The sequence below is a fragment of the Arthrobacter sp. SLBN-83 genome (assembly GCF_006715285.1).
Classification (GTDB): Bacteria; Actinomycetota; Actinomycetes; order Actinomycetales; family Micrococcaceae; genus Arthrobacter.
Window position 1 is genome coordinate 3,096,675 of the sequence record NZ_VFMX01000001.1, and the last position, 14,152, is coordinate 3,110,826.

At 66.2% G+C, this 14,152-nt stretch carries 9 protein-coding genes and 1 tRNA gene; 7 read left to right on the forward strand and 3 right to left on the reverse strand.

All coding sequences use genetic code 11. From position 1 onward, the window contains the following. Positions 1–147 precede the first annotated feature (147 nt). From FBY30_RS14455 to FBY30_RS14465, 3 genes are all read right to left on the reverse strand, one after another. Positions 148–223, reverse strand: a tRNA-Lys gene (locus tag FBY30_RS14455). A 113-nt stretch (positions 224–336) separates the two neighbouring features. Further along, positions 337–1,425: a PQQ-dependent sugar dehydrogenase gene (locus FBY30_RS14460; protein ID WP_235009565.1), complete on the reverse strand. Its 1,089-nt coding sequence runs from the start codon at positions 1,423–1,425 to the stop codon at positions 337–339. Positions 1,426–1,465: 40 nt separating this feature from the next. Then, on the reverse strand, positions 1,466–2,653 hold the full coding sequence (locus FBY30_RS14465; protein ID WP_142133486.1) for a sunset domain-containing protein: 1,188 nt from the start codon (positions 2,651–2,653) through the stop codon (positions 1,466–1,468). Positions 2,654–2,911: 258 nt separating this feature from the next. On the opposite strand from FBY30_RS14465, the gene ilvD reads away from it, so the two are divergent. The 7 genes from ilvD (at position 2,912) to FBY30_RS14500 (ending at position 14,128) form a co-directional block, all read left to right on the forward strand. Beyond that, a complete protein-coding gene (gene ilvD, locus FBY30_RS14470) occupies positions 2,912–4,630 on the forward strand; it encodes a dihydroxy-acid dehydratase (RefSeq protein WP_142133487.1) in 1,719 nt (572 codons plus the stop codon). Positions 4,631–5,112: 482 nt separating this feature from the next. After that, positions 5,113–7,020, forward strand: a complete 1,908-nt coding sequence (locus FBY30_RS14475) for an acetolactate synthase large subunit (RefSeq protein ID WP_142133488.1) — start codon at positions 5,113–5,115, stop codon at positions 7,018–7,020. Between the two features lie 2 nt (positions 7,021–7,022). Further along, a complete protein-coding gene (gene ilvN / locus FBY30_RS14480; RefSeq protein WP_141160110.1) occupies positions 7,023–7,535 on the forward strand; it encodes an acetolactate synthase small subunit in 513 nt (170 codons plus the stop codon). Between the two features lie 85 nt (positions 7,536–7,620). Further along, positions 7,621–8,646 carry a ketol-acid reductoisomerase gene (gene ilvC, locus FBY30_RS14485; protein ID WP_142133489.1) on the forward strand — a complete coding sequence of 342 codons (1,026 nt, stop codon included), beginning with the start codon at positions 7,621–7,623 and terminating at the stop codon, positions 8,644–8,646. 124 nt (positions 8,647–8,770) lie between these two features. Then, positions 8,771–10,360, forward strand: coding sequence for a phosphoglycerate dehydrogenase (gene serA, locus FBY30_RS14490; RefSeq protein ID WP_142133490.1), 1,590 nt, complete (start codon positions 8,771–8,773; stop codon positions 10,358–10,360). A 217-nt stretch (positions 10,361–10,577) separates the two neighbouring features. Then, the gene (locus FBY30_RS14495; protein ID WP_142133491.1) at positions 10,578–13,376 is read left to right on the forward strand and encodes an ABC transporter permease; all 2,799 of its coding nucleotides are present in this window, start codon (positions 10,578–10,580) and stop codon (positions 13,374–13,376) included. Then, the gene (locus FBY30_RS14500; protein WP_141160114.1) at positions 13,373–14,128 is read left to right on the forward strand and encodes an ABC transporter ATP-binding protein; all 756 of its coding nucleotides are present in this window, start codon (positions 13,373–13,375) and stop codon (positions 14,126–14,128) included. The genes FBY30_RS14495 and FBY30_RS14500 overlap by 4 nt, the downstream gene beginning before the upstream one ends. Positions 14,129–14,152: the final 24 nt, after the last annotated feature.

Below are 14,152 nucleotides of genomic sequence, written 5' to 3' on the forward strand. Positions count from 1 at the left end.
AACGGTCGTTATGAGCGGCGAAAACGGCAATTACGCAGCAGTCGATGATGGGGTGCACCCGAGGGCGAGGGGAGCGCTTGATGAAGGGGGCGGAAAAAACAAAACAGCCCCGGTTTGTGTTTCCACAAACCGGGGCTGCTTTCCCAGTGGTGCACCCCCCGGGACTTGAACCCGGAACCCATTGATTAAGAGTCAATTGCTCTGCCAATTGAGCTAGAGGTGCATCTTTTTGCTTCCATCCCCGGGCTTTTTCTTTCCCGTTGATCTCCGCAACGACATGAAACTCTACACGAACTTTTGGTGCAAGTGAAATCGGCGCCGCCGGCAGTCTCTGTGTCACCGGGATGGCCGCAAAACCAGCGCAAAATCAGGGTTTTCGCCGTTTGTCAGCAACCACAAGCCGCCTTCGGGAGTGCGGATCACGTCCCGGATCCGCCCATACTGTCCTGTGAAATAGGCCACAGGAACTCCGGCTTCCGTTCCGGACAGCGGTACCACCCACAACCTCTCTCCACGGAGTGCTCCCAGATAGGCAACGCCATCCACAATTTCCAGGCCGCTGGGGGAAGATTCGCTGGTGGAAGGCCACACGACCTTTGCGTCCTGGAAGCCGGCGTGGTGCGGTGCACCGGTCACTTCCGGCCAGCCGTAGTTGGCGCCCGGCAGGATCAAGTTCAGTTCGTCGTCCACATCGGGTCCGAACTCGGTGGCCCACAGCCTGCCTGCGCTGTCCCAGGCCAGGCCCTGCACGTTGCGGTGGCCGAGGCTGTAGACGGCGTTACCGAACGGATTGCCCGGTGCCGGACGGCCATCAGGCGTAAGCCGGAGGATTTTGCCGCCCAGCGCGTTGCGGTCCTGGGGTTGGTCGCGGTGCTGGGCGTCCCCGGTGCCCACATACAGGAATCCGTCAGGACCGAAGCGGATCCTGCCGCCGTTGTGGGTGTTGGCTTTGGGTATTCCCGTAAACACCGGCTGGGGCTGCCCGAGCGTCAGGGAGCCATCTGGAGTGCTGTCGAGGGCAAGCCGGACAACCCGGTTGTCCTCCCGGCTTGTCAGGTACGCGTACAGGTAGCGGTCCGAGTCAAAGTGCGGGGAGAGAGCCAGGCCCAGCAGGCCTCCTTCGCCACCTGCCACCACGCCAGGAACCTTCCCGAGGGTAGTGGCCTTCCCACCCCGAACTGCTTTCAGCAGTGCGGTGCCGCGCTCGGAGATGACGGCTGTGCCGTCCGGGAGGAAGACTGCAGCCCAGGGAGTGTCCAGCTGCAGCTCCAGGCGCTCCTGGACTGCGGGCGCAGGAACGGGAGCGGCAGGTTGGGTGGGGACAGCGACGGCGCTTCCTGCCTGGGTGCCGGTCCTGGCAGGGCTTGTGGCGGGTGCCGGCGCGGGAGATCCTGTGCAGGCGGCGACAGAAAGGCATATGGCCAGGCAAGAAAGGCCCGCCGCAAAGCGACGGGCCTTCGTCCTGCTAGAGCCGCTTGCGCCGCGGAGCGCGGAAGCCCGCGGCTTCGGCGTGCGCAGCGGATTCAAACCACACTTCCGCCTTGGTCTGCTCATAGTCGGGGTGCCCTTCTTCGTAGTAGACCATCGCGGCCGCATCACCCTTGACCGTGTAGTCCTCTGGTCCGCTCCCGTCGGGGCCCGGCGCTGCGGAGCCGGCGCCATAAGGCTCGCTGGCTGCGAGGTGTCCGGAGGGTTCAGGGACGGCGGTGCCCTGCCCCGGGGTACTGTTCGGGCCCTGGGTGAATTCCCCGCCCTGGCCGGACGGCTGGTGGTGGTCAGCCCCGTTCTCTACCAGCGCGGAAGACTGTGCCCGTTCCAGCGTTTCAGCGGCACCGGCGCCGACTGGGGCAGTGCCGGCGGAGGCCGGCTGTGCAGCCCCTTCTGGTGCACTTGCCGAACCGGAAGTATCTGCCCGGTGCTGGGGCGCCTGTCCGCCGGCCTGCGCGACGGCCGGGGTGCCGGCGTCGTCCGTGCTTTCCACTGCGGCTGTTTCCGCGCCCGGAAGCGTCGGGGCGTGGGGCGCCGTGTATTCGTCATGGTGCACAGGGCGGGCAGAGGGGGAGGGCTGGTCTGTGGGAGCCTCCGTCGTTGCACCTCGATGCGCGGACGTCTCCGGGGAGGACGTACCCGCCGAAGCCGCCGGTGGCGTTGCTGTCGCGCCTGTGGTGGAGGAACCGGACCGGGATCCGGCCCCGGCCTCGGACCACTGGGTTTCCCACTCCGCCTGGTCCGCGGCTTCGTCCTGGCGCCGTCGCTCTTCCCGTTCCTCGCTGCTGCCCGAAGTGCCCTGGCCGGTAGTTTCCTGTCCGGACGTGCCCTCGCTGGCCTTGCCCCGGCCTCCGGTTCCGGCGGCACCTGCCGCTGCTTCACGCGTGGAGGTGGTAGCAGAATCCGCCGGCTCCTCGGCCGTGGAGGGCGCTGCCGGTTCAGCCGGCCGGCCGAATCCAGCTGCTGTGGGGATGCCGGTGGTCCCAGCGGCCTGGGCGGACGCTGCAGCGCTGCCGCCCCCAAGGGCCCCGTCGGTCCGGTTCCCACCGGTCCCGGTTCCGGCTGACGGTCCGCCGGGCGGGTTGGCTGTTCTCCTGCGGTTCAGCAGCCACAGGATGACGGCGGCGATGATGGCGACGAGGATGATCCAGAAAATAATGTCCATGGCAGGCCCTTCGGTTCAGGGTGGATGGGTGTCCTGCCCCGACGCTACGTCGGGTCACCACTGCTGTCCAGAGACGCCGCGCGCAGGGGGAAACGCCCGGGCGTGCCCACCCCAGAGGGCTCCTGCGTGGACTAGGACCCGCTTCGTCTCGAAATATGAGACGTGCGTCCACTAATTGGGCAAGTATCTGCCGCATTTTCGCCCAAATATGCTCCCGGTTGTCGTTCCCGCCAGGGCCCGAGCCCTAGACTTTCCCCTATGAGTGACAGCCGGATCGCAACCGATACCAAGCCTGACATCAAGCCCCGCAGCCGCGTCGTAACCGACGGAATCCATGCAGCCCCAGCGCGGGGCATGTTCCGGGCCGTCGGCATGGGTGACGACGACTTCGCCAAGCCCCAGGTGGGTGTGGCCAGCTCGTGGAATGAAATCACCCCCTGCAACCTTTCCCTTAACCGGCTTGCCCAGGGCGCCAAGGAAGGCGTCCACGCAGGCGGCGGCTTCCCCATGCAGTTCGGCACCATCTCCGTGTCCGACGGCATCTCCATGGGCCACGAAGGAATGCACTTTTCCCTGGTCTCCCGCGAAGTCATCGCCGACTCCGTCGAGACTGTGATGCAGGCCGAGCGGATCGACGGTTCCGTCCTGCTGGCTGGCTGTGACAAGTCCCTGCCCGGCATGCTCATGGCGGCCGCCCGGCTGGACCTTGCCAGCGTCTTCCTCTACGCGGGGTCCATTATGCCCGGCTGGGTCAAGCTCGAGGACGGTTCCGAGAAGGAAGTCACCCTCATCGACGCCTTCGAAGCCGTCGGCGCCTGCGCGGCCGGCAAGATGAGCATGGAAGACCTGACCCGCATCGAAAAGGCCATTTGCCCTGGCGAAGGGGCCTGCGGCGGAATGTACACGGCCAACACGATGGCCTGCATCGGCGAGGCCCTTGGCATGTCCCTCCCCGGCTCCGCCGCCCCTCCCTCGGCAGACCGCCGTCGTGATGAGTTCGCGCGCAAGTCCGGCGAAGCGGTGGTCAACCTGCTGCGCCTGGGCATTACGGCACGCGACATCATGACGCGGGAGGCCTTTGAAAACGCCATCGCCGTCACCATGGCTTTCGGCGGCTCCACCAACGCCGTCCTGCACCTGCTGGCCATCGCGCGTGAAGCCGAGGTTGAACTGACCCTTGACGACTTCAACCGCATTGGGGACAGGATTCCGCACCTGGGCGACCTCAAGCCGTTCGGCCGCTACGTCATGACCGACGTCGACAGGATCGGCGGCGTGCCGGTGATCATGAAGGCACTGCTGGACGCCGGCCTGCTGCACGGCGACTGCCTCACCGTCACGGGCAAGACCGTCGCGGAAAACCTCGCCGCGATCAACCCGCCGGACGTCGACGGCAAGATCCTGCGTGCCCTGGACAATCCCATCCACAAGACCGGCGGCATCACCATCCTGCACGGATCGATGGCCCCCGAGGGCGCCGTGGTCAAGAGCGCCGGGTTCGACGCCGACGTCTTCGAAGGAACAGCCCGCGTCTTCGAGCGCGAACAGGGCGCCCTGGACGCACTGGACAATGGCCAGATCCATGCCGGAGACGTCGTGGTGATCCGCTATGAGGGCCCCAAGGGCGGCCCGGGCATGCGCGAAATGCTTGCGATCACCGGCGCCATCAAGGGTGCCGGCCTGGGCAAGGACGTCCTGCTCCTTACTGACGGGCGGTTCTCAGGCGGCACCACAGGCCTGTGCATTGGGCACGTTGCGCCGGAAGCGGTGGACGGCGGCCCCATCGCCTTCGTCAAGGACGGTGACAGGATCCGGGTGGATATCGCCGCTCGCACCTTCGATCTGCTGGTGGACGACGCGGAACTCGAGGCCCGCAAGGTGGGCTGGGAGCCCCTGCCGGCCAGGTACACCAAGGGCGTGCTGGCCAAGTACGCCAAGCTGGTCCACAGCGCCAGCCAGGGCGCCTGGACCGGCTGATGTGAATTCCTCAGGGGCCTCCCGCGGAGAATCGCCCGCCGTAGGCGGCAGGGCTTAATAAGGGCTGATCCGAGGGGCCCGGCAGGACGCCGCTCGCGCCGGGCCGCCGGGGGAGGAACATCCCGCTTCTCCGGACGTGCCTGCGGAGGCGGCAGGGCTTAATAAGGGATGACCCGAGGGCCCCGGACTGACGGCGCTTGCGCCGGAAGTTTGGGGTAGGGTCATTCCGTGGACATTGTGGTCCACATGGTGAGATAGGGTTGTTGCTCGTTGACACCCATCTTGCCAAGAGGGAAAACTGAACGCATGACTTTCGTTACCGCCGGCACCGTCGTCGTCCTTACCAAGCGCGTGGCACATTAGCCTCCTGGTAACGAACCGTCACGCGCAAACCCCTCAAAAGCCGCCAGGCCGAGGGGTTTTTTTATTCCCACCGTTATAACCAGTTCCAAAACCAGAGAAGATCCACAAGGAAGAGTCCGATGAGCAAAGGATCGCCCATCAGCCCCTCGCTGATGGCCACCAAGTCCGCTGGAGCCGCCAAGGCTCCGGAACGCGCCGACCGGACGGCTGACCATGCCGCCGTCGTCGCCGACCTTGCTGCCGTCTCTCCTGTCCTTGGGCCGAACAACGTCGTACCCCCGACGGTGATGACCGGCTCGCAAGCAATCGTCCGCTCGCTCGAAGAACTCGGCGTCGACGACATTTTCGGTTTGCCTGGTGGCGCGATCCTGCCCACCTACGACCCCCTGATGGCCTCCACCATGAACCACGTGCTGGTCCGTCACGAACAGGGAGCCGGCCACGCCGCGCAAGGCTACGCCATGGTCACCGGGCGGGTGGGCGTGTGCATCGCCACCTCCGGCCCCGGGGCCACCAACCTCGTTACCGCCATCATGGATGCCCACATGGACTCCGTGCCCCTGGTGGCCATCACCGGCCAGGTATCCAGCGGCGTCATCGGCACCGACGCCTTCCAGGAAGCAGACATCGTGGGCATCACGATGCCCATCACCAAGCACTCCTTCCTGGTGACCGACCCCAACGACATCCCGCACGTGATGGCCGAGGCCTTCCACCTGGCCTCCACCGGCCGTCCCGGCCCCGTGCTCGTGGACGTGGCAAAGGATGCCCAGGTGGGCCAGATGACCTTCTCCTGGCCGCCGAAGATCGACCTGCCCGGCTACCGTCCGGTCACCCGCGGCCACAACAAGCAGGTGCGGGAGGCTGCGAAGCTCATTGCGGCCTCCACCAAGCCTGTCCTGTACGTGGGCGGCGGCGTGGTCAAGGCCCATGCCTCGGCCGAACTCTTCGCCCTCGCCGAAGCAACCGGCGCACCCGTGGTAACCACCCTGATGGCCAAGGGCGCGTTCCCCGATTCGCACCCGCAGCACGTGGGCATGCCCGGCATGCACGGCAGCGTTTCCGCCGTCACCGCCCTGCAGCAGTCCGACCTGCTGATCACCCTCGGCGCCCGCTTTGACGACCGCGTCACCGGCGTGCTGAAGACCTTCGCGCCCAACGCCAAGGTCATCCACGCGGACATCGACCCCGCCGAAATCTCCAAGAACCGCACCGCGGACGTGCCCATCGTCGGGTCCGTCAAGGAGATCATCCCGGAGCTGACAGAGGCCGTCCGGAGCCAGTTCGAGGCTTCCGGCACCCCGGACCTCACCACCTGGTGGGCGTTCCTTAACAACCTTAAGGACACCTACCCGCTGGGCTGGACCGAACCGGACGACGGCCTCATCGCCCCCCAGAAGGTCATCAAGCGGATCGGCGAGCTGACAGGGCCCGAAGGCGTGTACGTGGCGGGCGTGGGCCAGCACCAGATGTGGGCCGCGCAGTTCATCAAGTACGAGCGCCCGCACGCCTGGTTGAACTCCGGCGGCGCCGGCACCATGGGCTACGCCGTCCCGGCGGCCATGGGCGCCAAGGTGGGTGAGCCGGACCGCGTGGTCTGGGCCATCGACGGCGACGGCTGCTTCCAGATGACCAACCAGGAACTGGCCACCTGCGCCATCAACAACATCCCCATCAAGGTTGCTGTCATCAACAACTCCTCGCTGGGCATGGTGCGGCAGTGGCAGACCCTCTTCTACGAGGGCCGCTACTCCAACACCGACCTCAACACCGGCCACGACACCGTCCGCATCCCGGACTTCGTCAAGCTGGGGGAGGCCTACGGCTGTGCGTCCTTCCGTGTTGAACGCGAAGAGGACATCGATGCCACCATCCAGAAAGCCCTCGAGATCAATGACCGTCCCGTGGTCATCGACTTCGTGGTGAGCCCCAACTCCATGGTGTGGCCGATGGTGCCCGCCGGCGTGAGCAACGACCAGATCCAGGTTGCCCGCAACATGACCCCGGAATGGGAAGAGGAAGACTGAGCATGACCCGCCATACACTTTCCGTCCTGGTTGAGGACAAGCCCGGCGTCCTGACCCGCGTGGCCAGCCTCTTTGCCCGCCGCGCCTTCAACATCAACTCCCTGGCCGTTGGCCCTACCGAAGTGCCGGGCGTTTCCCGCATGACGGTGGTGGTCGACGCCGACGGCGACCTCATCGAGCAGGTCACCAAGCAGCTCAACAAGCTGGTCAACGTCATCAAGATCGTTGAGCTCACCCCCGAATCTTCCGTACAGCGCGACCACATCCTGGTCAAAGTACGTGCGGATGCCGCAACACGCCTGCAGGTAACCCAGGCCGCAGACCTGTTCCGCGCCTCAGTGGTTGACGTGTCCACCGACTCCGTCGTCATTGAGGCCACCGGCCATCCCGAAAAGCTCACAGCCCTGCTCTCAGTGCTGGAGCCCTTCGGCATCCGCGAAATTGTGCAGTCCGGCACCCTGGCCGTTGGACGGGGATCCCGCTCCATGAGTGACCGGGCGCTCCGCTCCGCCTAGGCGTCAAGCCACGGCGGCACCCGCGCCCGTAACCGCAGCACCGCAAGACCACTATCTAGAAAACCACTCAAGAGGAGTTACGCAAGTGACTGAAATGTTCTACGACGACGACGCCGATCTCTCGATCATCCAGGGCCGCAAGGTTGCGATCGTTGGCTACGGTTCCCAGGGCCACGCCCACGCGCTGAACCTGCGCGATTCCGGCGTCGAGGTCGTCATCGCCCTGAAGGAAGGCTCCAAGTCCACCGCCAAGGCAGAGGACGCCGGCTTCCAGGTCAAGAACGTTGCCGACGCCGCCGAATGGGCCGACGTCATCATGATCCTGGCGCCGGACCAGCACCAGCGCGCGATCTACAACGACTCCATCAAGGACAAGCTGACCCCGGGCAAGGCCCTGGCCTTCGCCCACGGCTTCAACATCCGCTTCGGCTACATCCAGGCTCCGGAAGGCGTTGACGTCATCCTGGTGGCCCCGAAGGCTCCGGGCCACACCGTGCGCCGCGAGTTCGAAGCCGGCCGCGGCATCCCGGACATCATCGCCGTTGAGCAGGATGCCTCCGGCAACGCCTGGGAGCTGGCCAAGTCCTACGCCAAGGCCATCGGCGGCACCCGCGCCGGCGTCATCAAGACCACCTTCACCGAAGAGACCGAAACCGACCTCTTCGGCGAGCAGGCTGTCCTCTGCGGCGGCGTGTCCCAGCTGGTCCAGTACGGCTTCGAAACCCTCACCGAGGCCGGCTACCAGCCGCAGATCGCCTACTTCGAGGTGCTGCACGAGCTCAAGCTCATCGTCGACCTCATGTGGGAAGGCGGCATCGCCAAGCAGCGCTGGAGCGTCTCCGACACCGCAGAGTACGGCGACTACGTCTCCGGCCCGCGCGTCATCACGCCCGAGGTGAAGGAAAACATGAAGGCTGTCCTGGCCGACATCCAGTCCGGTGCCTTCGCCAAGCGCTTCATCGAGGACCAGGACAACGGCGCCGTGGAGTTCAAGGAACTGCGCGCCAAGGCGGAACAGCACCCCATCGAGGCTGTGGGCCGTGAACTGCGCTCCCTGTTCTCCTGGCAGCAGCAGGACGTCGACTACGTGGAAGGCTCCGCAGCCCGCTAAGGCTGGGCAGCAACCACGCAGACCGCCCCGGTGAGGCCGGGCTCACACTTAACAATGTGAGCCCGGCCTTTCTGTCGGCCTAGACTTGTTTCCATCCCCAGGACTGCAACGCAGAGGATCAGCCGTGTCAAAACCCGTAGTACTGCTCGCCGAAGAACTTTCCCCCGCCACAGTCGAGGCCCTCGGCCCGGACTTCGAGATCCGCCAGACCGACGGCGCCGACCGTTCCCAGCTGCTCTCGGCGATCAGTGACGTAGACGCCATCCTGGTCCGCTCCGCCACCCAGGTGGACGCCGAAGCCATCGCCGCGGCCAAGAACCTCAAGGTCATCGCCCGCGCCGGCGTGGGCCTGGACAACGTGGACATCAAGGCCGCCACCCAGGCCGGCGTGATGGTGGTCAACGCGCCGACATCCAACATCGTTTCCGCCGCCGAGCTCACCGTGGGCCACATCCTCAGCCTGGCCCGCCATATTCCGCAAGCCAGCGCCGCCCTCAAGGACGGCGAATGGAAGCGCTCCAAGTACACCGGCATCGAGCTGTTTGAAAAGAAGATCGGCATCATCGGCCTTGGCCGCATCGGCGCCCTGGTGGCAGCCCGGCTCAAGGGCTTCGACACCAAGATCCTGGCCTACGACCCCTACATCACCTCGGCCCGCGCCGCGCAGCTGGGCGTTCAGCTGGTAACCCTGGACGAGCTGCTGGCCCAGTCCGATTTCATCACCATCCACATGCCCAAGACACCCGAGACGGTGGGCATGCTGGGCGCCGACGCCTTCAAGAAAATGAAGAAGACCGCCTACGTGGTGAATGTGGCCCGCGGCGGCCTGGTGGACGAGGAAGCCCTCGTCACCGCCCTGCAGGACGGCGAGATCGCCGGTGCCGGCGTTGACGTCTTTGCCAAGGAGCCCAGCACCGACCTGCCGTTCTTCAAGCTCGACAACGTCGTGGTGACCCCTCACCTGGGCGCCTCCACGGACGAGGCCCAGGAAAAGGCCGGCGTCTCCGTTGCCAAGTCGGTCCGCCTGGCCCTCGCCGGCGAGCTGGTGCCGGATGCCGTCAACGTTGCCGGCGGCGTCATTGCCCCCGACGTCCGCCCGGGCATCCCGCTGATCGAGAAGCTGGGCCGCATCTTCACCGCGCTGACCCACGCCTCCCTGACGCAGTTCGACGTCGAAGTAGCCGGCGAGATCTCCTCCCTCGACGTCAAGGTCCTGGAGCTCGCGGCGCTGAAGGGCATCTTCGCCGACGTCGTGACCGAGCAGGTGTCCTACGTCAACGCCCCTGTCATCGCCGAGCAGCGCGGCATCAACGTCCGCCTGATCACCACCCCGGAGACCGAGTCCTACCGTAACGTCCTGACCCTGCGCGGCGCCCTCAGCGACGGCAGCCAGATCTCCGTGTCCGGCACCCTGACCGGACCCAAGCAGATCGAGAAGCTGGTGGGCATCAACGGCTTCGAGGTTGAGATTCCCATCAGCGAGCACCTCGTGGTGGTTGCCTACACCGACCGCCCCGGCGTCATCGGAACCATCGGCCACATCCTGGGCATGAACAACATCAACATCGCCGGCATGCAGGTGGCGCGCTCCAACGAGGGCGGTCAGGTCCTGGCGCTGCTGACCATCGACAGTTCCGTTCCCCAGCAGGTGCTGGACGCCATCAAGGCAGGCATCGGCGCCGAGATGGTCCGGGAAGTGGACCTGGAAGACTAGCGCGACACACCGGCCGAAACGCCGAAACAGCTCCTCCGCAAGGGCACGTCAAGGCGGAGCCACATATGATTGGCCGGTCTGCTTACAATGGCTAGGTCCTGATTCAGGACCGTAGCCGGCAGACCGGCCAATACCTTTTGCACATCCGTCCGTCATTGTCCACGTCTGCCCGGGCGGATGGACGTGTGCGCACGCAATCCAGGTTTCAGGGAGTTCCATGAACGCCGTCCAGAGGTTCATCAGAAGCAGGGTGCTGCTGTTGACCGCGGCCATCTTGATCGCAGCCATGTGCTTGTCGGTCCTCGTTCAAAGCCAGTCGCAGGCTGCGCTCAACCGGACGGTCGATGAAAACTCGAGGGGGCTCTACGACATCCTGGTCCAGGCCAAGGCGCCCTCCGGGGCACTCCTGCAGCCGGAGATTGCCAACGGCGCCGGCGGCATCGGCTTCGACCAGCTGGACTCCATCCGGAAGCTGTCCGGCACCTCCGTGGCCGCCCCCATCAGCCTTGTCTCGCGCGTCACGCAGAACCTGGAAACGCCCCGCCTGGACGCCATGGACTACCTGGGCTACAACGCCGGCCTGGCCGGTACCGCCACGTCAGACCAGGCCGCGGGCGCCACCGCTCCGGACAAGTGGCCCGCAGCCGAATCCGTGCTGACGGACACCGCCAAAAAGTACCGTCTCACGGCCAGCGCCGTCAGCTCCGACGGCAGCACCGAACAGACGCTGTTCAAGACCACCGCCGAAGGAACGCTCGGCAAGGCCAAGCTCGTGGAGGAGAAGGCAGCCGGCGGCAGCAGCATCCGCATCGCCGCGCCGACGGGGGAGACCGGCATCAAGTTCCCCGCCCCGGCTGGCGGCTCAGAGCACAACCTCTTCAACCTTTCCGTGGCCCTGCCGCTCGCCCCTGAGGTCACCGAATCCGTGGTGGCCGTTGACCCCGCCGCCGAGCGGGCCCTGCTTGGCTCGGCCGGCGACTTCCTGGCTCCACTGGAGAAGGCGCCGCCGGCGGACGCGCGCGGCGCCGGTGCCGTGGGCCGCTACCTGGAAGGGCTCTTCACCAGCGGCATCAGCATGGACCAGCTTAAGGAAGGCCCTGACTTCCTGGGTGTCAAGCTCAAGTACTGGGCGCCCCTGATGACCCAGTACCAGCAGGCAAAGCGCACCGGCCAGCTGACCAGCGCCTCCCAGGCTGTTCCGCTGATCGTCCGTTCCGGCACCTCGCTGGACCTGAAGTACAACGTCAAGATCGAGGAAATTGACGACGCCGGCAAGGTGGTCAAGGACGTCGGTACCGTTTCGAAGTCCCTGGGCAAGGATTACCTGCCTTTTGTCTCCAAGGATCCCTTCGTGCTGTCCTGGCCGGGGTCGACGGACCACTCCTCGCTGCTGGGCGCCAACGGGAACTTCAACCCGGGCCTGTACACACCTGCCAAGTGGAGCACCAACTTCGCCGGCGCCCCCAAGTACACCGATGGCGGCACCGCATCCAACGGTGCCGTGGACAAAACGGCAGTGCCGGGCGAATGGGTCACCGTCAACCGCCTGCCTGACAAGGCGTCCAGCGGTGCGCCCGTTGACCAGACCCAGCGCGACCCGGTGGACGAGAGGTCCTACCGGGACAACCTGTCCACCGGCCAGCAGCAGGCTGCCCAGCCGCTGCCCATGGTCTACGGCACGTTCGACCCCGCCGCCGTGGAGGCAGCCTCGGGCGACGTCAACAAGCTTCCGTTGGGCGGGTACGACCCCACCCCGTTCACCCTGGTCAAGGATGCGGCCGGGAAGGACGTGCCCGAGGCACAGCTGAAGCCTTCGCTGAGTGCCACCGGACTCGCCAGCCAGTCCGCCGGGGCCATTACCGACTTCTATGGCCTCGCAGCAGCGCGCGGCTACAAGCAGAACGCGGCCGTCATCGACGCCGTCCGTGTCCGCGCCAAGGCGCCGGGCAGCTGGAAGGACGCCCAGCCCGAGGTGGAGAAGCTCGCCGCCGAGATCCGGGACATGGGCCTGGACGCCACCGTGGTGGCCGGTTCGGCCCGCGAGGACACCAGCATCTTCGTCCCCGGCTACTCCAAGGACGGAGCCGGCAAGGAATCGGCGCTGGGCACGGTCCAGCAGTCCTGGGTCCGCCAGAACGCTGCCGAGGCCGTCACCGGAGCATTGTCCGGAACCAACATCACCCTGCTCTTCCTCACGCTGTGCGGAGCAGCCCTGCTGACGGGCGCATCGACCGTCAGCTACATCCGGAAGCGCCGCAGCGAAGCGGGCACCTTGCGGGCCATGGGCTGGACCCAAAGGCGGATCCGCAGCTGGGTGCTTGAGGAGTTCGGCGTGGGGGCCGTGCTGCTCGCCGCCGCCGGTCTTGTGCTCAGCCTGCTGAGCTGGAGCCTCGCCACCGCTTTGGTGTGTGCCGCCGTCGTGCTCCTGTACTGTGGTGCGGCCCTCTTTGCCGCCCAGCAGCTGCGCCACCGCGACGTGATCGACCAGGAGCCGCAGCATGACGAACGGCTCATCCAGGTAGATTCCCCGCTGACTTTCGCCAACCGGCAGCTGAGCACCAACAAGTTCAACACGCTGTCCCTGGCGGTCGCTGTGGGCGTTTTCGGTGCCGCCGTGGGCGGGCTGATCGCGCTGCTGATCGACATTCCGCGGGCAGCCGGCGCCAGTGCCCTCAGCGGGCTGGCCGCAGCCAGCGTGACGCTGCCCAGCATCCTGCTGGCAGTTGCCGGCGTTGCAGTGGGGCTGGTCCTGACCCTGGTCACGGGCCGGTTCGAGCTCAACGCCAAGCGGCAGTACCTGGGCATCCTCCAGGCCATGGGCTGGAACCCGGACATGCTCCGCCAGGTCCGGCTGTTCGAAAATGCGCTGGTGGGAACCGTGGCCCTGCCCCTGGGCGTGCTGGGCGCCCTGGGCATCGGCCTGCTGCTGGCCCCCTATGCAGCAATCTGGGCTGCCGTGGCCGGGCTGGTGGCTGTAATTTGCTGGATACCGATTGCAACGAAAGTGGTCCAATGACAAACCCGACGAACGTCCAGCGCAGCCGCAGGAGCGGCTCCAATGAGGTCCCCCTGCAGACCCGGGCCAACACCATCGTCAAGTCGGCAGACCACGCCACCCCGCTGGAGATGCGGGACATCACCATCCGCTACGGCGGCGGCAAGGGCGGCGCCGAGGCCGTGAGCGTGGTGGAAGGATTCGACCTGACCCTGCACGCGGGCGAGATGCACTGCGTGGCCGGCCGAAGCGGCTCGGGCAAGACCAGCATCCTGACTGTCGGTGCGGGACTGACCCTGCCGACGTCGGGCCGCGTCTTCTGGGAAGGCGATTCCCTCGAAAGCATGGGCGACGACGAAATCGCCGACCGCCGTCGTGCCCTGATCGGTTACGTGGACCAGGGCGGTGCCCTGATCGACGGCATGAGCGCCCTGGAGAACGTGCTCCTGCCCGCCGTCCCCGACGGCGAGGTGGACCAGCGGCGCGACATGGCCAAGGACCTGCTGGACCTGGTGGGCCTGGGCCGGCGCATGCGGCATCGTCCCGCCCAGCTGTCCGGCGGTGAACGGCAGCGCGTGGCGATTGCCCGCGCACTGATCCTGGGCACCAGGGTGTTGGTGGTGGACGAGCCCACCGCCTCGCTGGACCGTGCCTCCGCCAACCGCATCATCAGCATCCTGAAGGACACCACCTCGGACGGGATTGCCGTCCTGGTGGCCTCGCACGACCACGAACTGGTCCGGCTGAGCGATACCCTGACAGAACTGATCTAGCCCACTCCACCGCACCGAAGGTAA

Bases quoted from the DNA above. Each gene is read 5' to 3' on its own strand.
- FBY30_RS14465 (WP_142133486.1), bottom strand. From the start codon at position 2,653: ATGGACATTATTTTCTGGATCATCCTCGTCGCCATCATCGCCGCCGTC.
- FBY30_RS14500 (WP_141160114.1), top strand. From the start codon at position 13,373: ATGACAAACCCGACGAACGTCCAGCGCAGCCGCAGGAGCGGCTCCAAT.
- ilvD (WP_142133487.1), top strand. From the start codon at position 2,912: ATGAGTGACAGCCGGATCGCAACCGATACCAAGCCTGACATCAAGCCC.
- FBY30_RS14475 (WP_142133488.1), top strand. From the start codon at position 5,113: ATGAGCAAAGGATCGCCCATCAGCCCCTCGCTGATGGCCACCAAGTCC.
- ilvN (WP_141160110.1), top strand. From the start codon at position 7,023: ATGACCCGCCATACACTTTCCGTCCTGGTTGAGGACAAGCCCGGCGTC.
- FBY30_RS14495 (WP_142133491.1), top strand. From the start codon at position 10,578: ATGAACGCCGTCCAGAGGTTCATCAGAAGCAGGGTGCTGCTGTTGACC.